This is a genomic window from Phragmitibacter flavus, assembly GCF_005780165.1.
In the GTDB taxonomy this organism is placed as follows: Bacteria; Verrucomicrobiota; Verrucomicrobiia; order Verrucomicrobiales; family Verrucomicrobiaceae; genus Phragmitibacter; species Phragmitibacter flavus.
Map to the genome: position 1 here is coordinate 131966 of NZ_VAUV01000007.1, position 25687 is coordinate 157652.

22 protein-coding genes are annotated in these 25687 nt (G+C 57.3%); 14 read left to right on the top strand and 8 right to left on the bottom strand.

Annotation, left to right across the window (positions count from 1 at the left end; translation table 11 throughout):
• Positions 1 to 2: 2 nt before the first annotated feature.
• Complete coding sequence (gene bcsA / locus FEM03_RS10475) at positions 3 to 2225, bottom strand: UDP-forming cellulose synthase catalytic subunit (protein ID WP_138086204.1); 2223 nt, start codon at positions 2223 to 2225, stop codon at positions 3 to 5.
• Positions 2226 to 2631: 406 nt separating this feature from the next.
• Here bcsA and FEM03_RS10480 point away from each other — a divergent pair, with 406 nt between their 5' ends.
• On the top strand, positions 2632 to 3294 hold the full coding sequence (locus tag FEM03_RS10480) for a response regulator transcription factor (protein WP_138086205.1): 663 nt from the start codon (positions 2632 to 2634) through the stop codon (positions 3292 to 3294).
• Positions 3295 to 3303: 9 nt separating this feature from the next.
• Here FEM03_RS10480 and FEM03_RS10485 read toward each other — a convergent pair whose 3' ends face one another.
• Together FEM03_RS10485 and FEM03_RS10490 are read right to left on the bottom strand one after the other, a co-directional pair.
• On the bottom strand, positions 3304 to 5388 hold the full coding sequence (locus FEM03_RS10485; RefSeq protein WP_138086206.1) for a sensor histidine kinase: 2085 nt from the start codon (positions 5386 to 5388) through the stop codon (positions 3304 to 3306).
• 502 nt (positions 5389 to 5890) lie between these two features.
• A complete protein-coding gene (locus FEM03_RS10490; RefSeq protein ID WP_138086207.1) occupies positions 5891 to 6670 on the bottom strand; it encodes a choice-of-anchor K domain-containing protein in 780 nt (259 codons plus the stop codon).
• 296 nt (positions 6671 to 6966) lie between these two features.
• Between FEM03_RS10490 and FEM03_RS10495 the strand changes: the two genes are divergently transcribed.
• Positions 6967 to 7665, top strand: coding sequence for a response regulator transcription factor (locus tag FEM03_RS10495; RefSeq protein ID WP_138086208.1), 699 nt, complete (start codon positions 6967 to 6969; stop codon positions 7663 to 7665).
• A gap of 546 nt (positions 7666 to 8211) precedes the next feature.
• Here the strand turns inward: FEM03_RS10495 and FEM03_RS10500 are convergent.
• On the bottom strand, positions 8212 to 9228 hold the full coding sequence (locus FEM03_RS10500) for a glutamine synthetase beta-grasp domain-containing protein (RefSeq protein WP_138086209.1): 1017 nt from the start codon (positions 9226 to 9228) through the stop codon (positions 8212 to 8214).
• A 197-nt stretch (positions 9229 to 9425) separates the two neighbouring features.
• Here FEM03_RS10500 and FEM03_RS10505 point away from each other — a divergent pair, with 197 nt between their 5' ends.
• Genes FEM03_RS10505 through FEM03_RS10515 form a run of 3 tightly spaced genes read left to right on the top strand, consistent with a single transcriptional unit; the run spans position 9426 to position 11165 of the window.
• Positions 9426 to 9839, top strand: coding sequence for a protein kinase family protein (locus tag FEM03_RS10505; protein WP_138086210.1), 414 nt, complete (start codon positions 9426 to 9428; stop codon positions 9837 to 9839).
• Positions 9805 to 10674, top strand: coding sequence for a PP2C family protein-serine/threonine phosphatase (locus tag FEM03_RS10510; protein ID WP_138086211.1), 870 nt, complete (start codon positions 9805 to 9807; stop codon positions 10672 to 10674). Before FEM03_RS10505 ends, FEM03_RS10510 begins: the two co-directional genes overlap by 35 nt.
• Before the next feature lie 50 nt (positions 10675 to 10724).
• Entirely contained in the window at positions 10725 to 11165 is a 441-nt protein-coding gene (locus FEM03_RS10515) for a Fur family transcriptional regulator (RefSeq protein ID WP_240772739.1), read from the top strand.
• Between the two features lie 291 nt (positions 11166 to 11456).
• Here FEM03_RS10515 and FEM03_RS10520 read toward each other — a convergent pair whose 3' ends face one another.
• Positions 11457 to 11933 carry a redoxin domain-containing protein gene (locus FEM03_RS10520; protein WP_138086212.1) on the bottom strand — a complete coding sequence of 159 codons (477 nt, stop codon included), beginning with the start codon at positions 11931 to 11933 and terminating at the stop codon, positions 11457 to 11459.
• A 126-nt stretch (positions 11934 to 12059) separates the two neighbouring features.
• Between FEM03_RS10520 and FEM03_RS10525 the strand changes: the two genes are divergently transcribed.
• Together FEM03_RS10525 and FEM03_RS10530 are read left to right on the top strand one after the other, a co-directional pair.
• On the top strand, positions 12060 to 12677 hold the full coding sequence (locus FEM03_RS10525) for a nitroreductase family protein (protein WP_138086213.1): 618 nt from the start codon (positions 12060 to 12062) through the stop codon (positions 12675 to 12677).
• A gap of 38 nt (positions 12678 to 12715) precedes the next feature.
• Positions 12716 to 13201, top strand: coding sequence for a DUF456 domain-containing protein (locus FEM03_RS10530; RefSeq protein WP_206170958.1), 486 nt, complete (start codon positions 12716 to 12718; stop codon positions 13199 to 13201).
• Positions 13202 to 13272: 71 nt separating this feature from the next.
• Here the strand turns inward: FEM03_RS10530 and FEM03_RS10535 are convergent, their stop codons facing one another.
• A complete protein-coding gene (locus FEM03_RS10535) occupies positions 13273 to 13743 on the bottom strand; it encodes a Dps family protein (RefSeq protein ID WP_206170959.1) in 471 nt (156 codons plus the stop codon).
• On the opposite strand from FEM03_RS10535, the gene FEM03_RS10540 reads away from it, so the two are divergent.
• The 7 genes from FEM03_RS10540 to FEM03_RS10570 all read left to right on the top strand — a co-directional run bounded on the left by FEM03_RS10540 (position 13742) and on the right by FEM03_RS10570 (position 24570).
• A complete protein-coding gene (locus FEM03_RS10540) occupies positions 13742 to 14026 on the top strand; it encodes a hypothetical protein (protein ID WP_206170960.1) in 285 nt (94 codons plus the stop codon). The two genes, FEM03_RS10535 and FEM03_RS10540, sit on opposite strands and share 2 nt — an antisense overlap.
• A 92-nt stretch (positions 14027 to 14118) precedes the next feature.
• A complete protein-coding gene (locus FEM03_RS10545; RefSeq protein ID WP_138086216.1) occupies positions 14119 to 15771 on the top strand; it encodes an ArnT family glycosyltransferase in 1653 nt (550 codons plus the stop codon).
• 232 nt (positions 15772 to 16003) lie between these two features.
• Positions 16004 to 17905 (top strand): hypothetical protein, encoded by a 1902-nt coding sequence (locus FEM03_RS10550; protein WP_138086217.1) that lies wholly within the window; start codon positions 16004 to 16006, stop codon positions 17903 to 17905.
• A 43-nt stretch (positions 17906 to 17948) separates the two neighbouring features.
• Positions 17949 to 18980, top strand: coding sequence for an AAA family ATPase (locus tag FEM03_RS10555; RefSeq protein ID WP_138086395.1), 1032 nt, complete (start codon positions 17949 to 17951; stop codon positions 18978 to 18980).
• Positions 18981 to 19014: 34 nt separating this feature from the next.
• The gene (locus FEM03_RS10560; RefSeq protein WP_138086218.1) at positions 19015 to 19926 is read left to right on the top strand and encodes a DUF58 domain-containing protein; all 912 of its coding nucleotides are present in this window, start codon (positions 19015 to 19017) and stop codon (positions 19924 to 19926) included.
• Between the two features lie 166 nt (positions 19927 to 20092).
• Positions 20093 to 21952: a vWA domain-containing protein gene (locus FEM03_RS10565; protein ID WP_166442774.1), complete on the top strand. Its 1860-nt coding sequence runs from the start codon at positions 20093 to 20095 to the stop codon at positions 21950 to 21952.
• A complete protein-coding gene (locus FEM03_RS10570) occupies positions 21952 to 24570 on the top strand; it encodes a VWA domain-containing protein (protein WP_166442775.1) in 2619 nt (872 codons plus the stop codon). Before FEM03_RS10565 ends, FEM03_RS10570 begins: the two co-directional genes overlap by 1 nt.
• A gap of 9 nt (positions 24571 to 24579) precedes the next feature.
• Here the strand turns inward: FEM03_RS10570 and FEM03_RS10575 are convergent, their stop codons facing one another.
• Together FEM03_RS10575 and FEM03_RS10580 are read right to left on the bottom strand one after the other, a co-directional pair.
• Positions 24580 to 24837, bottom strand: coding sequence for a hypothetical protein (locus FEM03_RS10575; RefSeq protein ID WP_138086221.1), 258 nt, complete (start codon positions 24835 to 24837; stop codon positions 24580 to 24582).
• A gap of 80 nt (positions 24838 to 24917) precedes the next feature.
• A complete protein-coding gene (locus FEM03_RS10580; protein ID WP_138086222.1) occupies positions 24918 to 25535 on the bottom strand; it encodes a YceI family protein in 618 nt (205 codons plus the stop codon).
• Positions 25536 to 25687: the final 152 nt, after the last annotated feature.

Sequence of the window (25687 nt, forward strand, 5' to 3'; positions counted from 1 at the left end):
GTTTAGCGGTCCATGGGGTTGGATCGCATCGAGAAAAGCTGGCGGAATCCGACCCGCAAATTTCTGGCGTAGCCGAGGAGGGACAGTCGGCCGACGTAGAGAAGGGTGCGAATGATGCCGGGGGCGTGCTCTTGTCGGCGTTGTTGGAAGTCGACCCACTTTTGGCTGTCGCCATAGAAAAGTCGCACGGCCGTTTCTAGGGTGGTCCAGTCGCCTTGATAAAACCGGGTGCCAAGCAGTGCCCTGGTGGGGCCGAGGTCGGGGGACATCACTTTGCGAACCATTTCGACTTTGAGCGTGGCGTTCGCACCGATGATTTCGATTTCGGCAGGCTGGGGGAAGGCGGGATTTTTCAGGGCGTCACGGGCGATGTGAATGCCGCAGCCGGAAGCGGACATGTCGGCGAGGGTGCCCTCAATGATTTCGTCGCCGTGGCGGATGCGGATGGGGGCCGAGACGGGGAAGCGGGGAGAGGAGCGGAGCTGGCGGGTTTCGGTCATGACGCCCAGGGCGCAGCCGAGCAACGCGAGGTTGAAACCTACCCAGAAAAGGGTGATCAAAGTGGGGGCAAATTCCGTGTCGGGAAAAGTGAGCAGTTTGTAGACGCCGCGGGTGGCGCAGGCGAGGTTGATGGCGAGCAGCACGTAAAACGGGATCGCCATTTTGGAGATAAAAGCGCGGTTCAAGGTCTGTGCTTTGGGCGTGACCTTGAACCGGCCGGATTTGGGGCGGAAAAGTGCCTGAATGACGACGGGGAGGCAGAAAACCGATTGGACCAGTTCGTAGATTTCGGAGATGAGAATCCAGCGGGTGCGTTTAAAAAGATAGTGGGAGATGACGATGACCGTCAGCATGTAGGGCACGACGAAGGCGATGAAAGTCTCGTAATAGGCGCGGTAGATTTGCAGGTCGAAGAGCAGGAAGGCGGCGGGTGCCAGCATGTAAGTGAGCCTCGCGAAGGGAAAGAACCAGAACTGGCAGCTGCTGAGGTAGCAGAGGCGTTGGGCGGCGCTGAGTTTTGACTTGCGGAAGATGGGACTTTTGAGGCGGAAGATTTGGATCATTCCCTGCGCCCAGCGCATGCGTTGGACAACAAACGCATCCACGGTTTCGGCGGCCAGTCCGGCGATCATGGGTCTTGCGAGATAGGCGCTGTGGTAACCGCGTGAGTGGAGTTCGATGGCGGTTTCGGCGTCTTCGGTGATGCTCTGGCCGCTGAAACCACCGGTGATGTTGAGCCATTCACGACGCAGCACGGCGGCGGAGCCGCAGAAGAAGGAGCTGTTCCAGCGGTCGAGGCCCTGCTGGATGTTGCTGTAGAACATTTCGTTCTCGCTGGGCATGGTGTCGAACGTCATCAGATTGCGTTCGAAGGGGTCGGGATTGAGGAAAAAATGGGGCGTTTGGACGAGGAAGAGTTTGGGGTCTTCGAGGAAGAATCCGACGGTGTTTTCGAGGAAGTCGGCGGTCGGAACGTGATCGGCGTCGAAAATCACCACGAGGTCGCCATTGGTGTTGGTGAGGCCGATGTTCAGGTTGCCGGCTTTGGCGTGCTCGTTTCTTTCGCGGGTGAGGTAGGTGGCACCGAGTCGTTGGCAGAGGGCGGTCAGTTCAGCGCGTCGATTTTTAGCCTCCTCGGCGAGCAGAAGGTCTTTTTGATTGCACTTGGCGTCGGTGCCACCGTCGTCAAGCAGGTAGACATTGACGATGCCGTCGTAACGCATCTGGCGGGCGGCAACGAGAGTGATGGCGATAAGGTCGGGAGCTTCGTTGTAGCTGGGAACGAGCACATCCACCGAGGGAAGTTGGGCGGGATCTTTGCCGGTGAGCGGGATGGATTCGCGTTTTTTGGGATTGGCGTTGACCGTGAAGGTCATCATGATGAAAGCGATGCCATAACATTCGGCGAACAGAAGGATGACGGCGCAGGTATAGCTGACCGGGTCGTGATACTCCATGGTGGTGCTTAGCCGCCAGACGAAGTAGCGGATCACAGTGAATCCCCCAATGGCAAGGATGAGGATGCGGATGAAGGGAGTTTCAGGCAGGAATCGTAGGACAAGCAAGGTGGCTGCCAGAATGCCTGCGAGGGCCATCTGGTTCTGAACGTCGGCTTCGGCATTGGCCAGCAGAACCGCCGCCAGACCGGCAATCAGCGCGAGAGCGATGGAGAATGAGGATGCAGAAGGAGCGGTTGAGGAGGATGTCGGACCAGATTGGGTCATGAAAAGGAGATGATGGCCGCCGCTCCCTTGAGTGAAAACACGAGCAAGGTGGTGGCTGCCATCGGGATGGGATTATGCAGTTAAGGACAGGTGGATGGGGAAGAATAGGTGAAGGCGAAACGGAGAATTAGTGAACTACCTGCCTGCAGCTTGAAAAGTTACTTGCTGCTTCGCAAAAAAACATTGTCCTTTAGGACAGATTGATTTCGGCAATTGTGCCGATGCTTTTTTGCGTTAGCAAGCTAAAATGGCCCAATCGTTTTGGATGGCGTGAAAGAGCACGTTGTTTCCACCAGGCAGGAGACGGAGAACAGACACTTTATTCTTGGTGAATCCCGTGCTGTAATGGAGGCGAATCAGTTGAGGGGGCAAGGCGAAGTCACCTATTCGATTTCAATGTATTGATATGAGCTACCGAGCAGACCATTTTTCCAGAAGTGTTCAAGAGTGCGTCTATGTGTTGGATGATGACCAGTTGCTGGTCCGGCTGATAGCACACATTTTGGAGAACGAAGGCTACCAGGTGTTGTCGTATACTTGTCCGCTGGAATTCTTAAAGCTACGGTCGACAGCTCCAATTTGTTGTTTGTTGGTGGATTTGGAGATGCCTGGTATGAGGGGTTTACAGGTGCAGAAGGAGATCAAGGATCGCGGTTGGACGATGCCGCTGATTTTCATGTCGGCGCATGGAAGCATCGGAGAGGCGACGGAAGCGATGAAGTTGGGGGCCGTGGATTTTCTGGAAAAGCCCATGGTGGATCAGCGACTAGTGTCCGTGGTGGAGGATGCGCTGGAATCCTGCCGACAACGGAATCGGATGGTGGGTGAACTGAATGAGGCGCGTGACTGGCTGGACAACATGACGGAACGAGAGAAGGAGGTGATGAAGCTGCTTCTAGCAGGCTACATCAACAAGCAGGTGGCGGCGACTTTGGGGATTACAGAACGCACGGTCAAGGCGCACAGGGCGAGCATCATGGAGAAATCGGGAGTGGATTCGCTGGCGTTGCTGGTGCCACTGGCGATGAAGTCGGGTCTGACCACGGAATCCCGGGTGGTGATGAGCTGAATGACGCGATCAAGACTTGTCCGGCAGCGGCCCCGTCGGGAATGTGACGGTCACTCGGGTGCCGCCTTCTTCCGGGCTTTCAACGATGAGCTGGCCATCAGCTGCGCGGATGAGGTCGTGGCAGAGGGTGAGTCCGACGCCGATGCCAGATTCACCAGAGGTGCCTTCGGTGCTGGTTCCTGGCCCTGCGAACAAGGCTTTCAGGCGGTCGGGTGGAATGCCGACGCCGTGATCGCGGATGGTGACGGTGATGGTTTGGTCATCGTCGGATCTCCAGGCCGTGACATCGATGGTCGAACCCGGGTGGGAGTATTTGATGGCGTTGCCAAGGAGATTGCGAAGAATCACCTGAGGGAGTGAGTGGGGGACTTTTGCGTGCAGATCGGTTGGAATGGAATGGTTGAGGGTGATGCGTTTCCGGTCGGCATTTTCCCTGAGGTCATTCCAGGCGAGGAGCAGCGAGGAACTTAGGTTGACGCTCTTGTTTTTGGTCTGCTGGCGCTCGAGTTGGGATCGGCCCCAGGTGAGGAGGTTGGTGAGCAGGTCGAGCTGGAGGCGGCAAGCCTGGCTGACTTTGGCTGCCCAGTCGGTGATTTCGTTTTGTTGGAAGGTGGGGTCGTATTTGATGAGGCGGGCGAGGGAGTCGAGGGAGATGGCGGGTCCACGAAGGTCATGGCCGATGATGGCGAGGACGCGGTCGCGATCCTGGACGGCGTTTTTGAGTTGTTCGCTGAGTTGTTGCAGTTCCTGGGTGCGGCGAAGGACGTCGGCTTCGAGGTCGGTGGAGTAGTTGATGTGGAGCAAGTAGTGTTCTTCGCGGGTGAGGCGGCTGCGATAGATGAGGCAGAAGGAGAGGAGGATGAGGCTGAGCGCGTTGCCGATGAGGACGAAAAGGCACCGCTGGTCGACCCAGGCGACGGAATCATGCTCGAGGATGTGGTAGACGCTGAGCCCCGCACCGTAGGGCACGCAGGCGAGGACGAAGAAGAGACCGAGGGCACCGCCGCGTCGCCAATTTCGGGCGGCAGCCGTCATCAGGAGAAAGAATCCCAGCCATCCAAAGACTCCCAGGATGAACATGAATATCGGAAGGATGGTTGGAAAAAATCCCGCCACTGGCGTGAGGGGAATGAACATCCAGATTTTCGCATTGAGCTGCAGGAGCCGGTCGATGGAGGGATCGGTGCGTTTGGTAGACAGCAGGGCGCGGATGAACTGGAAAAGGAAAGGGACGGAGGCGCAGATGAGAACGCCAGCGAGGATTTCGGCGATGGGGAGGGGGCTGAAAGGGAGGTGCAGGCTGAGGGCGTTGCGACCAAGCATGGTGCCGAGCCCATGGAGGAAGACGAACATGAAAAAATGCCATTGTTCGGGCTGTCGATGAAGGGCGAAGCGGAAATAACCATGTGCAGCGACGGTGAGCCAGGTGAAGGAGTAGCAGGCGAAGGCGGCGTAGAAAAAACGCTCCCAGCTGAGGTAGTGGTCAAGCATGGGCCACCAGAGAAACTTGGAGGGCATGCGATGGTAGTCGGTGACGAGGAGATAAGCCCGCTTGGTCTCTCCCGGCATGAGGGTGACGTTGAACGCATGCCAACGGAGCGGATACTCAAGCCCCTGCTGCGGCCATGGCGGACCTGCCTTCGAGGAGGTCCAGGTTCCGTCGGTTTCGCGTTGGTAAAGGACGGCATCGTCATACACACGGCGGATGAGATCAAAAACGCCGTGCTGAAAGCGGTCGGTGGGATTGGTGAAATCGAGTCGAAACCAGCGTTGATTGTGAGCTTTTTGATTGAGCTGGTCTGCCTTTTTTGAGGGAGGCAACGGCACGAAGATGCCGGTGGAGTCCAGCACAATGACTTCCTCCAACGTGTGCGTGACCTGCGGGAACTCGTCGGGAAGGTAGGCGGCGCGGACAATATCGGTGTCAGGAATGGTGAGAGCCCAGCTACCCTTCAGGGTGGCGATGGAAAGGCCGTAAAAACAGGCGCCAACCATGAGAATGATGCACACCAGAATGGCAATGGACATCCACGCCGGCGTAGGCAGCGGTGACAATTTCATGCCTTCCACAGGCCGGTCAGGCGGGGAGCTCATGAAGCTTTGATACGATTTTCCATTAGCCAAGCGAATGAATAGACTCGCTTATAAGCTACACTTAATGTTGTGGAGAACAACAATAAGGAAATGGGCACTCAAACCGCGTGTCTTAAATCGGTGATGGTGTCGCGATTTTCGCGGCAAACCTGCCAAGGCCAATGACCGGTTCGGTCTGGGGCCCCGGCGTTCAGCGGGGAGATGGCATTGGGGCCTCGTTCCAAAGACCAGTCAACGAACCGGTGATTTGCGGCTCAGGGCGGGATGGGAGTGAGGTGAGGGAAAAAGAATATTCAACGCCCTGACTGGTGATGAAGCGAACATTGATGGAAGTGTTTCCACCTTTGCCTGAAGAGGGAAGAACCACATGCGAATGCCCTGGGGGGTTAGACCAAAGGGCATTCGGCATGTGGCAATGGGGGTCGGGGATTTTTAGGGGTTTACGGGGATTTTTGATGGTAGTCGGGGGAAATGGGTGGGCTTGGGCTTGAGTCTAAACCCCTCAGCGACGACGGCGGAAGATGCACAGGGCACCTGCGGTGAGGACCAGCAGTGCGCCGCTGGGTTCAGGAACAGGGACCACCGGAGGGGTCACAGTGAATTTGCCGACGAGGTGTGCAGTGGCAGATTTGCCCTCTTTCACATGAAACTGGTCAATGCTGCTAAATCCGTCTCCAGAGACCGTTCCAAAGCCAAGTTGCAGGGAATACGAATTGCCCATGGCATCCTGAAAGTTGAGCGGGGCGGAGGTGTTGCCCAGCACAATGATGTCGGCATCGGCGTAGGGATCGCCGGTGTTGGTGGTGTTGGTCAGGATTTGGGTGAACACCGTGTTCTGGTCTGGCAGGCCCGCCGGATTGACGAACGAAAACTCCAGCATGAGGTCGACCGACTCAGCTTCAGTGCCGGCGATGATGGTGCCGTTTTTGTAGTAAAGGTCACCGAGGGTGAAATAGGTCTCGGGTGAGATCTCGTTGAAATCAAAACCGTTGAATTCCAATTTCGAGGGGTGGCTGTGTTCGTCAGCGGTTCCCCACATGAAGCTTGAGCCGCCATCATAAATGGACGAGACCATGCCACTGGGACCAGCGGGATTTTGGAATTCGCCTTGCACCGAACCCGTGAAGGCTGATGTTGTGGGGGTGGCTTGGGCGGAGGCAGTGCCAACGGCCGTGATCCAAGCGAGCAAGAGGGATGCCTTGACGGCATTTCTGGTCAGACGGGACTTGGGGGCGATGGCCGGACGAAGAGTTTGGTTGGGGGAAGAGGGATTGGGTTTCATGTCCGGCAAACAGACACCGATTCAAAAATCGGCGCTATTGCCCATGGGTGACGTGGCCCAAGATGCATTGTCCTTTCGTGCAAAGGATACATCCAGGGAATTTCGGGACGAAATAAAGTAACCCGTTGAAAATGAAATAAATCCACTAGGTCGTCGCTGTTCGAATCGAAGGCGTAAATTAAGTATAAGCGGGTTCAATAGATCGACCGAGCCAGTGTCCGACGGTTGGCCGTCACTGAAAATTCAATCATTTCATCTGACGATACAAAGTCTGGCCAAACGCGATCTCATTGTGCGTGTTTTCAGAAAATCCCTCTATGTCCTTAAAGATAGACAGCCATCTAAACCGCTCCGACGTCACCTCCTCAATCAAACAGAAATTCGTCATGATTCTTGACGATGATGAGTTATTTAGGAGGCTAACCGAGTCTCAATTGAGAAGGCAGGGTTATCAGGTGAGTGCGTTTGAGAGGTCGGAAGAGCTTTTGCAGACACGGCCGCCTGGGCGCCTCGGGTGCGTTATCATGGATTTGAAGTTGCCTGGAATCAACGGCAGGCAGGCATTTCGCGAGTTGATCGCCGCCAAGTGGCAGCTGCCGATCATTTTTGTCTCCGCTTTTGCCACCATTCCTACCGTGGTTGATTTGATGAAAAGCGGAGCGGTAGATTTTTTAGAAAAACCTGTGGAGGACGTCCGACTGCTGCGTTCGGTGGAGCGCGCGATGCGGTTGGCTGAATTGGGAATGAAGCGTCAGACGGAGGCTCAATCGGCGATGCGGTCGGTGAGGTCGTTGACGGAGCGTGAAAAGGAAGTGCTTACACAGGTGGTTTCGGGAAGGATGAACAAGCAGATTGCTTGTGAACTGGGGATCAGCGAACGAACCGTGAAGGCGCATCGAGCGAACATCATGGAAAAAGTGGGGGTCGACTCGGTGGCCCGGTTGGTGCCCGTGGCCCTGCAGGCGGGGATTATGCCATTGCCGATGCCGGATTGAGGAGTAAACCGTTTTTAAGCAGCATCTCTGAAAGCGCCTGATGGGAATGCAGGGAGTGGAGATCGGCAAGTCACCAAAGGGAGCGATGGCGGGTGATGCCCACCTGTCGTCCCGGACGGACGATTTATACCAGCCCGGCATGTAATGCGGGGTGGCGTTTGCGACAGGGGATAGCGTCCAACAGGGACGCTTTATTCGCGGAAAGGGGCGGCCTTCAGTGTGCATGATGCGTTCCTTCAGAACGCCAACTCCGATTGTGCAAAACCCGGCACCTTGTGCCGGGCTCTTATGAGTCGTCCCGATGGGACGGGGAGGAGGGGCAATTGGCGTGGATTGGTGAGGCGACACTGGTGCGTTTCGAGCCTCGCAATTGAAGATTTTTGAACGATGACAGGATCGGCTTCTTGTCGGTGAATTTGAGAAGGTATATCCCCGAACTTCGATACCATCAGGCGCAAAAAAACGGTGCCACCTAGAAGGGTGACACCGTTTGATTAACTGCTCGGATGGAAGATCGCCAGAGGCAATCCTTCATCGATCCGATTCTTAGACTTCGACTGAGGCGACGGTCTTGAGAATGCGGGAGGCGATGGCGTATGGATCGCCTTGGGAGTTCGGACGGCGGTCTTCAAGGTAGCCTTTGTAGCCGTCGTTGACGAAGCTGTGAGGCACACGAATGGAAGCGCCGCGGTCGGCGATGCCGTAGCTGAACTTGTCGATGGACTGGGTCTCATGCAGACCGGTGAGGCGCATGTGGTTGTCGGGTCCGTAGACGGCGATATGCTCGTCTTTGTATTTCTCAAAGGCGGCCATGAGTTTCTCGAAGTATTCTTTGCCGCCGACGGTGCGGAGGTATTCGGTGGAGAAGTTGGCGTGCATGCCGGAGCCGTTCCAGTCGGTGGCGCCGAGAGGTTTGCAATGGTATTCGATGTCGATTTCGTATTTCTCGCAAAGACGCTGAAGGATGTAGCGGGCAACCCACATTTCATCGGCGCATTTTTTGGAACCTTTGCCGAAGATCTGGAATTCCCACTGGCCTTTGGCCACTTCGGCGTTGATGCCTTCGTGGTTGATGCCGGCGTTGAGACAGATGTCGAGGTGTTCTTCGACGATCTGACGGGCAACACTGCCGACGTTGCTGAAACCGACGCCGGTGTAGTAAGGGCCTTGAGGAGCTGGGTAGCCGAACTCAGGGAAACCGATGGGTTTGCCGTCCTGGTAGAAGAAGTATTCCTGCTCGAAACCGAACCATGCGCCCGGATCGTCAAGGATGGTGGCGCGGAAGTTGGTTGGGTGAGGGGTGACTTTGTCGGGCATCATGACTTCGCACATGACGAGCACGCCGTTGATGCGGGTGGAGTCAGGATACACGGCGACGGGTTTGAGAACGCAGTCGGAGCTTTTGCCTTCGGCCTGTTGGGTGGAGCTGCCGTCGAAACCCCAGTAAGGAAGTTGTTCGAGGGTGGGGAAATCGGCGAATTCTTTGATTTGAGTTTTGCCGCGGAGGTTTGGGACGGGGGTGTAACCGTCGAGCCAGAGGTATTCCAGTTTATATTTGGCCATGGATTTGATATTGATATGTTGGTTTTGGAGTGCCGAAGGGCGATGGTCCCACACCCGGAATGACCGACTGGGAGACTGGGACTAGGGTAAAGCATGGCGTGTGCCAGTTGGATAGTGAAATCTTTTTGGGAGGGCGGATTGTCGTGCGTTTTTTCACGAGCTTGCCAGGGGACGGGGATGATGGAAGGATGATGGGAATGCACGAGATCAAAGACACACAACGGGCGCTGGTGCGGATTGGGTATGACGGGAGGGTTCACAAGACTTTCCGTGGGCCAAAAGCGGAGGAGCGGTTTGCCAATGAGGTGCGGGTGTTGCGCTATCTGGAGGAGCGGGGATGTGATTTTGTGCCACGGGTGCTGGAGGTGGATGAGGAGAGTCTGTATATGGTGACGTCGAATTGCGGGTCGCGGGTGGATCATCTGGGCGAGGCGCGGATGGCGGAGATTTATCAGGAGCTGGAGGGGTTCGGGGTGCGGCATGAGGACGCGTTTTTGCGCAACATCACCTACCGGCGTTCGGATGGGCGGTTTTGTGTGATCGATTTTGAATTTGCGACGATTTTGGATGAGGTGAATGACGCTGAGCAAGGAGGCAAGGCCGGTGAGTGAGGCAAATGAGGGGGCGGGACAGATGGTGCATTGGTCGGGCATGACCCATCGGGGGCGGGTGAGGGCGAACAACGAGGATGCGTTTCTGGCGCTGACCTTTGATGCAACAGGGGTGAGGTATTTGGGGAAAATTGGCGAGGCTTCACTGGGGGGGGCGGATTTTGTGTTCGCGGTGAGCGATGGCATGGGCGGGGCGCAGTCGGGGGAGTATGCGAGCCGGATTGCGGTGGAGAAGATCACCAAGTTGCTGCCGCGCAGTTTTCATCTTTCGGCGCAGCATCTGGCCTCGGGGTTTCAGGACATTTTGGCGGAGGTGTTTCATGGGATTCATGAAGAGATGACGAGATTGTCGCGGTGTTATGAAGAGTGCCGAGGCATGGGCGCGACGTTGTCTATGGCGTGGTTTTCACCGGGATGGATGTATTTTGGTCACATCGGGGACAGCCGGATTTATTATTTGCCAAAGGCGGGCGGGATCAGGCAGGTGACGAATGACGACTCGCACGTGGGCTGGCTGCGGAGACAGGGGAAGATCAATGAGCGGGAACAGCGGACGCATCCAAGGAAGAATGTGCTGCAGAAGGCGCTGGGGGCGGATCACCAGTTTGTGGAGCCGCAGGTGGGCGCGGTTGGCTGGGAAAAGGGCGACCGGTTTTTGTTATGCACGGATGGTCTCATCGATGGATTGTGGGATCACAGTCTGGATGAAGTGTTGCGTCAGCCGGGATCGAAGATGTCGGCAGTGCCGGCGCAGCGGTTGGTGGAGGAGGCGTTGGATGCCTCGGGAAGGGACAACATCACGGCAGTGGTGGTGGAAGTCGGAGGAGACGTGTGAGGTTTTGAGTTCGATGTTGCAGAGCGGCGGGGATTGGAGGAGTTTGCGGGATGTCTTCCGCCCGCGCTTCAAAAATGCTTCATGATACGGTGGCCCGCTGCCGGGAGCTGGGTTTGCGGCGAACCTGGGCATTGGAGGAATTGTTGAAGCGGTTGATTGCGAATTCCAAACCGCAGACGCTGGCGGATTTGGCGGAGGCTCCGGAATTGAAGGATCGATGTGACAAGGCGACGATTTTTAGATTGTTGGTGCGGCTGGAAAAACACGGGATTTTGCGACGTTTGGGGCTGCATGACCGGTCGGCTTATTACACGCTGATCGAGCCGGGTGAGCACAGCGATTACCTGATCTGCACGCAATGCGGGGTGATCGAGACGCTGGACATTGCCTGTCCGGTGGAGGCGCTTGAGGCCAGGATTTCGAAGGAATCAGGGTTTAAGAAGCTCTATCATGAGTTGGAGTTTTTCGGCGTTTGTCCGAAGTGTTTGTAGATGTAGTCGGGAGGGCGCATTTTGGCCTTTCCCGTCCCGTTGGGACGACTAATTAAAGCCCGGCACAGGGTGCCGGGTTGCGATTGGGATTGGATTGCGTCCTACAGGGACGCTTCATGCGCGGTGCGTGTTGACCCTCAATGCACATGAGGCGTTCCTTCAGAACGCTTAGATCAATGCGACTAACCCGGCACCCTGTGCCGGGCTAATATGAATCGTCCCGTTGGGACGGGGAATTATGCGTTGAATGCTGCCACATTTGTTGGGGGTTTTGGCTTGCGAAACTTCGAATTACAGAGCGGCGAGGGCGGCTTTGATGGCTTCGAAGTTGGGGAGGTCTTTGGGGGTTTCGGTTTGCTCGGCGTATTGGATGGTGCCGGATTGGTCGATCACAAAAGCGGCGCGGGCGGAGGTGTCGCCGATGCCAGCAAGACCGGGGAAGAGGACGTCGTAGGCCTTGGTGGTTTCTTTGTTGAGGTCGCTCACCAGGGTGATGCCGATGTTCTCTTTGTTGGCCCAAACTTCCTGGGCGAAGGGGCTGTCGACGCTGATGCCGATGACGTTGGCGTTGAGGTCGGAGTAAGCGCTGAGTCCGGCGGTGATGTCGCAGAATTCCTGGGTGCACACGCCGGTGAAGGCGAGGGGGAAGAAGAGAAGGACGGTGCTTTTGCTGCCGAAGCTGGCGCTGAGGGTGACATCGACGAGATCGCCGGTGGTTTTGGATTTGAGGGTGAAGTCTGGAGCTTGGGTTCCGATGGAAAGTGGCATGGTGAATTGATGATTTGAGATTGATGACTGATGATGGCGTGGCGAGTGTAGATGGGGATGGGGGCGGGTCAAATGGCTTTGGCTGGGGCTTGACTTTGGGGTGGAGCCTAGTGAGGTGAGGGGGTGATGTTGAACGATGGTTTTGATGTGCAGGAGATGACGCGGTTGATTCGTCATCGGCGTTCGGTGAAGCCGGTGGACATGGATCCGGGTCGGGTCGTGGAGCCTGGCTTGTTGATGGAGTTGTTGGAGAATGCGAACCATGCGCCGACGCATGGATTGACGGAGCCCTGGCGGTTCACGATATTTCAGGGTGATGCGCGGGCAGAACTGGCCGGGGTGATGCAGCGGATTTATCGCGAAACGACGCCGGTGAACGAGTTTCGAGAGGACAAGATGCTGAAGATGGGGCAGAATCCGCTATTGGCTGGAGCGGTGATCAGCATCGGCATGGCGCGGCAGGCGGGAGGCAAGATTCCCGAGATTGAGGAGATCGAGGCGGTGGCGTGTGCGGTGCAGAACATGCATTTGACGGCGAGTGCGGCGGGATTGGGGGCTTACTGGTCTTCACCGCCATTGGTGGAGACGCGGGAGTTTGTGGAGTGGCTGGGACTACGGACAGGCGACCGGTGTTTGGGGCTGTTTTATGTGGGTTGGCCGAAGCCGGGTTTTGTGTGGCCGAAAGGTTTGCGCAAACCGGTGGAGGAGAAGTTGATCTGGCGGGGGGAACTGCGGAGCTCATGATGGAGGACATTCCATCAATGATGTCGGGAGCCCCGTGGATGGCGTGGGCTTCTTGGGTGTTGGTGGGGCTGTTGATGCTTGCGGGACTGGCGGGCACGGTGCTGCCAGTGATTCCGGGGCATTTGTTGATTTTTTTGGGGGCGGCGGCGAACAAGTGGTTGAATCCGGAGCAGTCGATGAGCTGGGGCGGGTTGATCTTGATGTTGTTACTGCTGGTGCTGGCTTACGTGGTGGATTTTTTGAGCGGGGCGTTGGGGGCGAAGCTTTTTGGAGGGAGCAAGTGGGCTTTCTGGGGGGTGCTGTTGGGGGGATTGGTGGGGCTGTTTTTCGGATTGCCGGGTTTGATCATTGGACCGCTGGCGGGGGCTTTTGTTTTTGAAGTGCTGTTTGCGAAAAAGCGGTTTACCGCAGCGACAAAGTCGACGGTGGGCACAGCGGTAGGGACCACGGTGGGTTTGGGGGCGAGATTGTTGATAGGAGTCGGGATGGTGGTGTGGTTTGTGGCGGATGTGTTTTACTTGTGACATGAAAAAGCCACATCCCGAATCGGGATGTGGCTTGGCTTGTGAATTTTTGAACTCGAAGTTCGCTAAACTTATTTGAGGAAGCTGTTGAGCATCCAGAGCGTTTTCTGGTGAGTTTGACGACGCTTGACGGCGAGGTCTTGAGTTTCGAGATCGTCGGCTTCAGCGGCGGCGTTTTCAACAGCCTTGGCGGCGGCGGTGACTTTTTCGTTGCCATCAATCAGATGGGCCACGAAGTCCTTGGCGGGAAGGCGACCGACAGGAAGGGTGGAGAGTTCGGAGAGTTCCGCGAGGCGCTCAAGTCCGCCTTCGGAGTAAGCGCCAAGGGCGCGAACGCGCTCGGCGATTTCGTCGATGGCAGTGAACAACTCTTCGTATTGAGACTGAAACGCGGTGTGGAGCTGGAAGAAATCGGAGCCTTCGACGTTCCAATGAGCGAGATGGGTTTGTGCCATCAGCGCGTAGCTGTCGGCGAGGAGTTTTTGAAGCGAAGCCGTTACTGGATCGGCGGAGACTGATGCGGGTGCATTTTTTGTAGCCATGGTCATAAAAGGTTTAACGTGGGAATTGTCCGTGGTGGATGTCACTTTCGCAAGTCTTTTCCCTGTGCTAGGATTGCATGAAATGGCCAAAACTCTTTGCGACTGGAAAAAGCACGAAATCGTTGATGATATCGATGAACTTTTGTTGCTGGTTCGTGATCCACGTTATGTATGTCGAAAATGCGCGAGGGTGGCTCATTCGGACAAGCATCTTTGCAAGGCGATGGCATTGCCGAAATTGAAGGATCTTGAGTTGGAAATGCTGATGCCAGCAGGTCGCTGAGGTTGATCAGGTGGGGCTTGCGCTGTGCGTTAGTGGTATTTTTACTTTCGTCGTTGCATGGTTGGCGGGTCGTTGCAAGGGGTGAGGTTCTGATGACTTCTTTGCGCGCCTGTCTGTTTCTGGTTCTGTTATGGGCCGTGGTTTATTTGCCGGGCCTGGGGAGTCAGGAGATTCGGGGGGAAGAGTGGCGAAGAATTCTTCCGGGGAGGACAATGTTGAACACGGGAGAGTGGGTGGTGCCGCAGATCGGTGGGAAGCCTTATTTGAGGAAACCGCCGTTGATCAACTGGATCAGTGCGGCGAGTTTCAAGGTCACGGGCGTGCAGAATGAGTGGTCGGCGAGATTGCCGAGCGTGCTGACGGTGCTGGCGGCGGCGTTGGGGATGTTTTTGTTGTTGAGGAAAGCGCTTGGCGGGAAGGCGGCGTTGGTGGGGGCGGTGTTCTTTCTGGGAATGGCGGGGGTGGTGGAGAAGGGTCGGCTGGCGGAATTGGAGATCTATTACATTGCGTTCACCGGACTGGCGTTTGCGGGGTGGCTGGCGGGTTTGATGCGGACCGTGGGTCGGTGGTGGTCGTGGACGATGGTGGGGGTGTTTTTGGGATTGGGGATGTTGATCAAGGGGCCGGTGCATTTGCTGTTCTTTTACACGCTGGTGATTGGTGGATGTTGGGGTGCGGGGCGCTGGCGTGGATTGTTCTCTTTGGCGCATGTCTGGGCGCTGGTGCTGTGTCTCGGGATTTTTTCGGCCTGGGCGGTGCCGTTTGCACAGGAGTATGGGAAAATGGTGGGGGTGAGCGCGGGAGAGGTGTTGGACTATTGGAAGGATCAGATCGCCAGCAGAACCACGTCCAGTTCAGAACCGACGGAAGTGGAAGATGAATCGATGCCGATGGAGGGTTTTCTGACCCGGGTTCCCGGGGCAGCGGCGTTGTTTTTGCCATGGGTGTTGGTGGCGTTGTTGGGATGGAGGAGGCGGGATCGGGAGAAGGCTTTTGAAGATGAGGATAAGCGGCGCCTGTTCGTGGGGTTGGTTTGGGGCGCCTTCGCGGGTTGGTTGATCATGATGCTGATGCCGGGGGCGATTTCGAGGTATGTGGCTCCGTTGTTTGCGCCGGTGGCGATTCTGGCCGGTTGGTTTTTGACGGGATGGTGGTCGGGAAATGGCGGAAACGTGGGAATTTGGTGGAGAAGAGTTTTGCTGGTATTGGTGGTTCTGGCCGCTGCGGGAACGGTGGTTTTTGGAGTGATGTTGTTGGGGTCGCATGGGGGCGTGGCGGTGCTGGGGATCGTGATGGCGGCTGCGTTGGGAGTGGGCATCTGGTGGGGACTTCCGCAGGATGCGTCGTTGTTGAAGTTGAGCACCTGGACCACGCTGGCCCTTGGTTTGGGGGCGTTGATGGTGGTGCTGATTGATATGAGGCGTGTGGAGATAGTGAAGCCGACGGCGTTGGCGATGCGTGCGGTGATGGAACCGGCGGAAGGGCCGTTGTATTTGTTCCGACTCGGAGCAACGCCCTATTTGTTTTATCTGCCGGAAGATGCGGTGGAGGTGGTGGATCGGAAAACGATTCCGAAAGGGAAGCTGCGTTGGATGCTGACGGATGCAGAGTCGTTTGAGCGATATGGCGCGAGATTGCAGCGGGATCACGGCGCGGCGGAGGTGCGCGGAGAATTTTTCGGAACCTGGGGGGCGCGGGAGACGGGGGAAAAGATGCTGATGATCCGATTTGCCGGAAGCGAGTGATTTGGCAAGTGACACGTCTTGGGTGGCGGTCTAACATGAACTCCGACATGACAAATTTGCGCATGAAGGATCTGGTGAAACGTTTGCTGGCGGATGTTGATTCCGACGGCGGGCGATTTGGATTAAATCGAAACGGACGGAAGAGGCAGTGGTCGAAGGTCGTTGTTAAAGCATTTCAGGAACACGGAATGAGATGTGCTTGTGTTGAGTGAGTGCGTGAATGAACCATGACATGACCAGCGTCGAAATTCCCCTCTCGAAAACCGTTTCGTCAGCTCCGGCGGGGTCGACCTTTTCGGCGGCATCGGCAGCGGTGGTTCGGCGGATGGTGTTGAGGAAGTGGGTGTTGGGATTGGTGGATTCCTGGTGGTGGATGGTGACGGCTTTGATGATTTTGGTGGGATTGCGATTTCTGTTGGGCAATGACCTTGGCGGAGTGGCTACGGCAGCGGGGTTGATGGGTGCCTGGGCTTTGGCAGTGCTGTTGTGGGTTTGGGTGAAGCGGCCGGGTGCTTATGCGGCTTTTGCGTTTTGGGACAAAAAGGCGGGAAGAGCGGATGCTTTTGCGAATGCGTGGTGGCTGGAGCAGCAGGTGGAGCCAAGCATGGGGGGAAGGTTGCATGTCGGAAGGCAGCGGGAATTGCTGGAGTCGGCCTTGAAGTCGATGAAGAAGGACATTCCGTTGCCAGATGGCCGGAAGTTGTTATTGCCGCTGCTGGCGTTGGCAGGAATGTTTTTTGTGCCGTCCGTAGGAGGCTGGCGGGTGGTGGAGCCGGAGCTTTCGGCGGAGGCGAAAAAGCTGGCTGGGACGGAAGGACGGAAGCTTGAGGAGCGGAAGCTGGACGCGGACAAGATGGGCGGATTAACGGAGGTGGAGAAGGAGGAGGTCAAGAAGCTGCAGCAGAAGGTGGACGAGACGGCGCAGTCGTTGCAGGAGGATGGCTCCAAGAGTGCGCGGGATGTTTTGTCGGAATTGGAAAAGCGTGCGCGGGATGCGGAACGACTGGCGGAGAAGATGGGTGCGGGGGATGCAGCCTGGGCTTCAGATCAGATGGTGGCGGAGATGCGTCGGCATGTGGACACGGCAGAGTTGGGGGATGCTGTGGCGGCCAGAAGTGCGGACAACACGGCCAAGCAGGCGGAGGGTTTGGCGGAGCGATTGAATGATGAGAAGTTGACAGAAGAGGCGCGTGAACGGTTTACAGAGACGTTCAAGGAAATTGGCAATGCGGGGTTGCCTGAGGACAAGGAGCGGACGGTGGGTCAGCATGTGATGGCGGCAGATCGGAACATGACGCAGTCGCTGCCGAAGGAGGCGGGCGGGGAGATGGAGGCGCTGGCAGACAAGATGCGGACGCTGGCACAACGGGACAAGGCGCGGGAGCAGTTGGAGAAGCTGGCGCAGCAGTTGCGCGATTCGGGCAGCAGCATTGCCGGTCAGGGTCAGCAGGGGGGGATGCAGGAGCTGGCGGGGAATTCGGACGAGGGGCAGCAAGGCCAGCAGGGACAGGGTCAGGGGCAGTCGATGACGGCGATGCCGAATGCGCCGTCGATGTCGCCGATGCAGATGCCGGGGATGGATTCGCAGAATTCGCCGGGGCAGCAAGGGCAGGGTCAGGGGCAACAGGGACAGAAGGCGCAGATGATGACTCCGGTGCCGGGAGCCGGACAGCAGGGGCAATCAATGGCGGTGATGCCGGGTGGGACTGAGAAACCGAAGGATGGTCAGCCGATGCTGATGGCACCAGTGCCGGGCAGTCCGCCTCCCCCGCCGGGTCAGCAGCCGAATGCGATGATGATCATGGGGGTGATGCCGGGGATGAGTCAGGGTGGGTTGCAGTCGGGCAACGGAACGACGGATTTGGGCAAACAACCCGGGGCGGATGGAAAATCGGCGGCGGGTCAGTCGGGAATGGTCAATGCGCAGCGCAACGCGGAAGGGACGTCGAGTGTGCGGACGATTGAGGGTCAGGCTCGCAAGGAGGAGGCGGGTCGGAGTTCGCAGGAAACGGCGCTGGAGGCGATTGCGGCGGAGGAGAGTGCTCTGGACGATGCTGCGCTGCCTGCGTCGCGTCGGGAACAGGTGAGGCGGTATTTTAATGAATTAAGAAAACGCTTTGAGCGTGGAAGTTGAAGAAGATTATTACTTTATTTATTTTTTATATTTTATGAGTGAAATGAAAACTGCTGATGAAAAAAGTGTGGCTTCTGTGGCGGGATTGGAGGAGGAACTGGTCAAATTTCGGGAGTTGTTCGGGGCGTTAAAGACGGAGATTCAGAAGGCGATTGTGGGGTATGATGATTTGCTGTCGGACACGTTGATTGCGATTTTTAGCGGGGGTCATGTGTTGCTGGAAGGGGTGCCGGGATTGGGGAAGACGTTTTTGGTGAGGGTGATTTCCGAAGTGGTGGGGCTTGATCCGGGTAGGGTGCAGTGCACGCCGGATTTGATGCCAGCGGACATTTTGGGGACGCACATTGTCAACGAGGATGCGAATGGTCGGAGGGTGTTGTTTTTTGAGAAGGGTCCGGTGTTCAAGAACTTGCTGTTGGTGGATGAGATCAACCGCGCGACGCCGAAAACGCAGGCGGCTTTGTTGGAGGTGATGCAGGAGCATGCGGTGACGGCGGGTGGGGAGCGTCACAAACTGCCGGAACCATTTTTTGTTCTGGCAACGCAGAATCCGATGGACATGGAGGGGACTTATCCGCTGCCGGAGGCGCAGTTGGACCGGTTCATGTTCAAGATCAAGGTGCCGTTTCCGACCTTGGATTCATTGGTGGAAATTTCGCGGCGGACGACGAATTATGATCAACCCGAGCTGAAGATGATCATGACGGGGGCGGAGTTGTTGCGGTTGCAGAAGGTGCTGACGCAGATTCCGGTGGCGGATCCGATTGCGGCTTATGCTTCGAAGCTGGTGCTGGGGACGCATGCGGATCAGGAGGGCGTGTTGCCGGCGGTGAAACGGTATGTGTCGTATGGGAGCAGTCCGCGTGGATTGCAGGCGCTGGTGCGGGGGGCGCGGGTGTGGTGTGCGGTGAGGGGCGGAACGGCGGTGAGCACGGAGGACATTCAGCGCGTGGCACTGGTGGCGTTGCGGCATCGGATGATTCTGAATTTTGAAGGCGAGGCGCAGCAGGTGAAGGTGGATGGACTGGTGGAGGATTTGTTGAAGCAGGTGGAAACACCGGGTTCAAAAGGATGAAGGATGAAATGTTTTGAAGGGGAAAGGATGAAGGATGATGAGCGAAAAGTTGGCGGATGAAGGGCTTTTTGATGCACAATTTCTGGATCGGTTGAGGACGCTGGCGTTGCGGCTGCGGAAACGTCGGGCGTTGATGAAACGCGGGGCGCAGAGCACTCCGGCGACGGGGTTTACCAGAGAGTTCAAGGATTACCGGCACTACACGGCGCGGGATGATTTCCGGGCGATTGACTGGCGCTTGTATGCACGGTTGGAGAAACTTTTTGTGCGGTTGTATGAGGAGGTGCAGGAGCTGCATGTTCATGTGGTGGTGGACACCAGTGCGTCGATGGCATTGCCGTTTGCGGAGAAGCGCAAGCAGGCGCTGAGGTTTGCGGTGGCGTTGTCGTATTTGGGACTGGCGGGCCAGCATCGGGTGAGTTTGTATCGGATGAGCGACACGACGCGGCAGGAGCTGGCGCCAATGCGGGGGCAGGGGAACATTGAAAAAGTGATTGGGGCGGTGTCGAAGTGGGAGTGTGAGGGGTTCACGGATTTGGACAAATGTTTCTCAGAGTTCCGTCCGTCGCGTCAGCGGTATGGGATCATCTTTGTGGTGTCGGATTTTTTCGGAAGGGAAGCAGGCACGGCGGTGGAGGCAGTGCAGCGGGCGGCGGGTTGGCCTGGGGAGACGCATTTTGTGCAGATCATTCATCCGCAGGAACGGCAACCGGACTTGGAAGGGGAAGTTGAGCTGGCAGATGTGGAAACCGGGGAGCGGCGCCGCTTCTGGCTGACCAAGCGGGAGGTGAAGGCGTATACGGAGATGTTTGATGCGTTTACGGAGAGTCTGTCGAATGCGTGTGCAGGTCGGCAGATTGATTTTTTTCAGTGCACCAGTGATGAGCCGTTTGAGGAAAGGTTTCTGGATATGTTGATGAGGGGATCGGCTCTGGCGGGAGGGTGAAGGAATGAAATGACCAATGAACAATTTTCAATGACCAAGGAAATGTCTAATGAACGAAGCATGAATGGCGCTGGCCGATATCCGAAGGGTGAGGGCGCCTCTTGGGGTATTGGAGATTCGGGTTTTCCTTGTTCAATGGGATTTGGTCATTAGTCATTTTCCTCCCATGAGTTTCCTAACACCACAATGGCTGCACCTGCTCTGGCTGGGACTGATCCCGGTGGCGCTGTATCTGTTTCGCAGGAAGGCGAAGCGGGTGCGGGTGTCGACGCTGTTGTTTTTTAGGTCGCTGGCGCGGGAGCATCAGGAGTCGGCTTGGTTGCGGAGGTTGAAGCGGTTGTTGTCGTTGTTGCTGACGTTGCTGGTGATTTTGATGGCGGTTCTGGCGCTGGGGAGACCGTATCGGGAGGCGGGTGGGGAAGTGCCGAGGAGTTTGGTAGTGATGCTGGATCGGTCGGCTTCGATGGCGGCAGTGGACGGGGAGGGGATGAGTCGGCTTGAGGTGGCGAAGGGGCTGTTGAGGGAAAGGTTGAAGGCGTTGCCGGACAATGTGATCACTTCGCTGGTGGTTTATGATGGGAAGGTGGAGGTGGCGCAGTCGAGGAGCACCAATCGACGTGAGTTGTTGAGGTTGGTGAACGAGGTGAGGGTGGTGCCGGTGGAAGACAAGGTGGACGGAGCGCTGGCGGTGGCGAAGCGTTTGGGGGCGTTGGATGCGCCGTCGCAGATCTGGCATGTGAGTGATCGGGCGGCGGAGGGAGCGGTGGGTGATGAAGACTCGAAGTATCGGTTTGTTGATGTGGCTTTGAAACAGGGTGAGGCGGTGAATGTGGGGATCACGGCGTTTCAGATTCGTCCGGCTCCGATGGCGCGGAATCGTTATGAGGCGTTTGTGGAAGTGGCGGCGTCGGGTTCGAATGCGGGATTGGTGCAGGTGACGCTGGAGACGAGGCTGGATGGTCGACCGGTGCAGTTGCGGGAGCTGGAAATGGCGCCGGGATCGAGTTCGCGACTGGTATTGCCATTGGATGGAGGACGGGGTCAGCGGTTGGAGATGGAAGCGAAAGCGAAGGGAGATGTTTTGGCTTGGGATAATTTGGTGATGTCGCCGCTGCCAGAGGTGCGTCCGCTGGTGGTGGCCTGGCTGGCGAAGGAGCCTGATCCGTTTACAGAACTGGCGTTGTCGTCGTTGCTGGCGGAGGAACGGATTCAGGTGTTGAAGGGTGGGGAGAAGGACTGGCCATTGAAGGACAAGCCGGACTTGTATGTGTTTGAGAATTGGGTGCCGGAGACGTGGCCGACGGATCGTCCGGCGTTGGTATTGAATCCTCCGACGGCATCGGGTCCGGTGCTGGCGCGGCGTTTGGATCTGGCGGTGCCTCATGAGGCGGTGCGGGCGGTGCAGCCGGAGCATCCGTTGTTGTTTCGGGTGGTGAATGCGCGGGTGGCGGTGACCCAGACGACGGTGCTGAATGTGGCGGAGACGTTGGAGACTTTGTGGATGGCGGGGAATGAGCCGGTGTTGGTGGCAGGTGAGGCGAATGGTCAGCGATTGGTGATCACGGCGTTTCAGCCTTCCAAGAGCGAGCAACTGGCATTGTTGCCGGCGTTTCCGTTGCTGGTGGGGAATGCGATTTACTGGTGTGTGGAGGGAAGCGGTGATGCGATGGGGTTGCGGGCCAAGCATACGGGCGGGATGGCGGAGGTGAAGCCGGGGGAGGTGAAGTGGCAGTGGTGGGATGGGAATGAGTTTGGCGAGACGATGGTGGAGGCGAAGTCGGGCTGGCTGGCGCTGGACCGGGTGGGGTTGTTTGAGGATGGAGGCGGCGTGATGGGATCGTCGTTGTTGTTGAGTGCGCGGGAGAGTGAGGTGCCGGTGGCGGTGGCCAAGGAATCTGTGATTGTTGAAGATGGTGAGAAGGAGCGTTGGGCGGTGGGCGGAAGCTGGTGGGCGGTGTTGTTGTGGGGGGTGCTGGGGATGTTGTTGCTGGAAAGTTGGTTGTTTCACCGGGAGGCGGTGTATTGATGTTTATGGATTGGGAGTCGCCGTTGATTTTGTTGCTGATTTTGCCCGCGCTGGCGTTTTTGCTGTGGGCAGAGCGTCGTTCGGCACATCCGATGCCGGCGGGTCGGAAGCGGGTGCTTCTGGTGGTGAGGGCGCTTGGGGTGATGCTGGCGCTGGTGGCGTTGGCGGGCCCGGCGGAGGTGGTTTTGAGCACGCAACGGGCGGTGGTGCTGGCGGTGGATTGCTCGCAGAGTTTGGGGGAGGAAGGGGTGAAGTCGGCGATGGAGAAAGCACGCGGGGTGCTGGCGGATTTGCCGGGCGAGGTGGACGTTTCGGTGGTGGGATTTGGGGCGGAGGCGAGGTTGTTGTCGGTTGAAGATTTGAAGGCGGAGGATGGGGGGAAGTTGCAGGAGTTGATGAAGTTGGGTGGGGCGCAGAGCCAGTATGCGGAGGCCTTGGAATTTGCGCGCGCGATGTTTCCGGCGGGAACGTCTCGGCATGTGGTGATGATTGGGGACGGGCATGAGACGCGCGGAAGTTTGTTGGACTCGTCGCGGGAGGCGTCGTGGGGTGAGGTGCAGGTGCATGCGGTGCCGGTGGCGGGGGTGAGGAGGCCGGATGTGAGGTTGAGGTCGCTGACGCCGAATCAGTCGCGATTGCATGAAGGTGCGGCGCTAGCGCTGACGGTGGAAGTGGAGAGTGCGCTGGATGGGGCGGGGTTGTTGAAACTGTTCGAGAATGGGGTGGAGGTGGAACGACGCAGTGTTGCGGTGAAGACGGGGCAGGTGTTGAAAGAGGTTTTCACCAGGCATCCGAACACGCGGAACATTTATAAATATCGGGCGGTTCTGGAGGGTTTTGCTGAGGACACGATGACGGCGAACAATGAGGCACTGGCGATTGTGGATGTGCGTGGTCGGCTGAGGTTGTTGTATGTGGAAGGGGATCCGTCGGAGGGTCAGTTTTTGATGCAGGCGATGGAGAAGGAAGGGATTCAGCTGGAATTGCGCGGGGTGGAGTCGATGCCGACTTCACCGCAGGACTTGAGTGGGTATGATGGAGTGATTCTTTCGGATGTTCCGGCTCACCGGTTGGGCGAGGGGGCGATGGTGGCAATTCGGGATTATGTGGACAAACTGGGCGGCGGTTTTTTGATGTTGGGCGGGCCAAATTCGTTTGGTGTGGGTGGATATTACCGGACGCCGATTGAAGATGTGTTGCCGGTAAGGTTGAAGTCGCCGGATGAGGAGGAGAAGCAGAGCAGTGCGCTGGCGCTGGTGATCGACCGGTCGGGTTCGATGGCGGGGGAGAAGCTGGAGATGGCGAAGAATGCGGCGATCGCGACGGCGGAGGTGTTGACCAGGAATGATTCGATTGGGGTGTTCGCTTTTGACAGCGAGGTGCATGTGGTGGTGCCGATGACTAGGTTGACGTCCACGACGGCGGTGGCGGGTCAGATTGCGGGATTGACGAGCGGTGGTGGGACGAACTTGTTGCCCGGGATGATTGAGGCGCGGAATCAGCTGCAAAGGGTCAAGGCGAAGATCAAACACATGATCATTCTGAGCGACGGGCAGACCAGTGGTCAGGGTTATGAAGCGCTGGCGTCGCAATGCAGGGCGGAAGGGACAACGATTTCAACGGTGTCGATTGGCGAAGGCGCGCATGTGGGCTTGATGCAGGCGGTGGCGAGTCTGGGCGGGGGGCAGTCTTACACAACATTGGATGCGAGCAACATCACGAGGATTTTTACGCAGGACACCTTGATTCACACGGGTCGGATGATTCGCGAGGATGCATTGGAGCCGCAGATGGTGGAGCGGCATGCGATGCTGGCGGGGTTTGAGAAGTTTGAGCCGCCGCCGTTGCTGGGATATGTGAAGACGTTGAGGAAGAGCACGGCGCAGGTGCCCTTGGTGACGGATACCGGGGAGCCGTTGCTGGCGCATTGGCGGTATGGTTTAGGCAAGGCGACGGCGTTTACGTCGGATGCGAAGAGTCGGTGGGCGAGTTTGTGGATCAGTCGCTGGAGTGGGTTTGGGCAGTTTTGGTCGCAAGTGTTGCGGGAGACGGCTCGACCGCCACAAGGTCAGGGCATGGATTTGCGAACGGAGAATCGCGGCAATGTGACGCGGGTGAGCGTGGATGTATTGCAGGATGCAGGGACGCGGGGCAATGAGGCGGAGGTGACGGCAGAGGTGTTTCATGTGCCGGCCGATTCGCTGGGGGCGTCAATGGATCCGGTGAAGACGCTGTCATTGCGGCAGTCGGGTCCCGGATTGTATGAGGGAGATTTCGAGCCGGAAGAGAGTGGCGTTTATCTGGTGCGGGCGCAGAGCGGTGCGCAAATGGTGACGGCGGGCTTGGTGTTTAATCCGAGCAGCGAGGCGAGTTTGGGGACGGTGAATGACAAGCTGTTGAGGGAGGCGGCGAGACTGACAGGGGGAAGTTATCTGGATGGGGACCTGAAGTTGGAATTGGGTGAGGCGAAAGCACGTCGATATGTGGAGCTGTGGCCGTATCTGGTGATGGCGATGCTGGCGTTGTTTTTGGTGGATGTCGCCGTGCGCCGTTGGGAGCATGTGACGGGAGTTGCCGAGATCATCGTGGGTTGGTTTTGGGGGAAGCGTAAAGCCTGAAACGCCGGGTTACTTGGTGGTGGGCTTTTTTAGGATGAAGAGGCTGATGGAGAAAAGGACGAGGGAGGCGATCAACGCGGCGGCGAGGAAGTCGATGCCGGGGAGGAAGCGGTCTTCAAAAGTGGGGTAGGTGAGTTCGAGGATTTCGTCGTATTTGTCGACCTGGACGGTGGTTCTGGTCCAGCCAAGGTGAGCACCTTTGAGGAACCAGAAGAGGGTGCTGCCAGTGGCGATCAGGGCGGATAGTAGGAAAAGAATGGGACGCATGGTTGGGGAGTGAAGTGGAGATGAAAAAGCCGCGACATGGGGATGTCACGGCTTGGATTTGAGATGGGAAAGTATCGGGCTCAGGCTTTCGGGCTGGCTCCGGCAATGGCGAGGGTGATTTTGATCTCGTCGGAGACTTTGTCGGTGGGGGCTTCGGTGTTGATGCCGAAGTCGCTGCGCTTGACGACGAATTCGCTGCGGATGACGAGGAGGTCGCCTTCGGTGCCGGGGAGACGGGCGGAGAGTTTGCCGGGAAGGAGGGTGACGGTGACAGGGATGGAGATTTCTTTTTCCACGCCGTTGAGGAGGAATTTGCCGCTGACGGTGGCGCTGTGTTTGTTGCCTTCCGCTTTGTGATCGCTGAGTTTGTCGAGGGAGAATTTGATGGTGGTGTTTTTGGCGGTGTTGAGCCATTTTTCGCCATGCATGTGCTCCTTCATGACAGGGTTGCCGACGGTGAGGGAGGTGGCGTCGATGACGATTTCACCCTTGGTGGCTTCAGGTTTTTCGAGGTCGATGGTCACGGTGCCGGAGACGCCGTTGGCGGTGCCGCTGATGGTTTCGAGCGGGGCATCAAGGAGGAAGGTGGCGTGATTGACGCCTTTGGCATCGGTGAAGTCGAAGGTCTGCGGGGCGGCATGGGCGAGACTGAGGGTGCTGGCGAATGCGAGGGTGGTGAGAAGGTGAAGGTGTTTCATGGTCTGATGAATGTTTTGATTGGGTTGTAGCGCGCCGAATGAACGGGCTTCCTTACGAAACGTATGGGGCTGGCGGCTGGTTTCGAATTTTCTGGTGTGGCAGGGGGTCTGAGGTTGGTGGAGGCCGCAAATATTGCTGTGGTTCAGTGTTT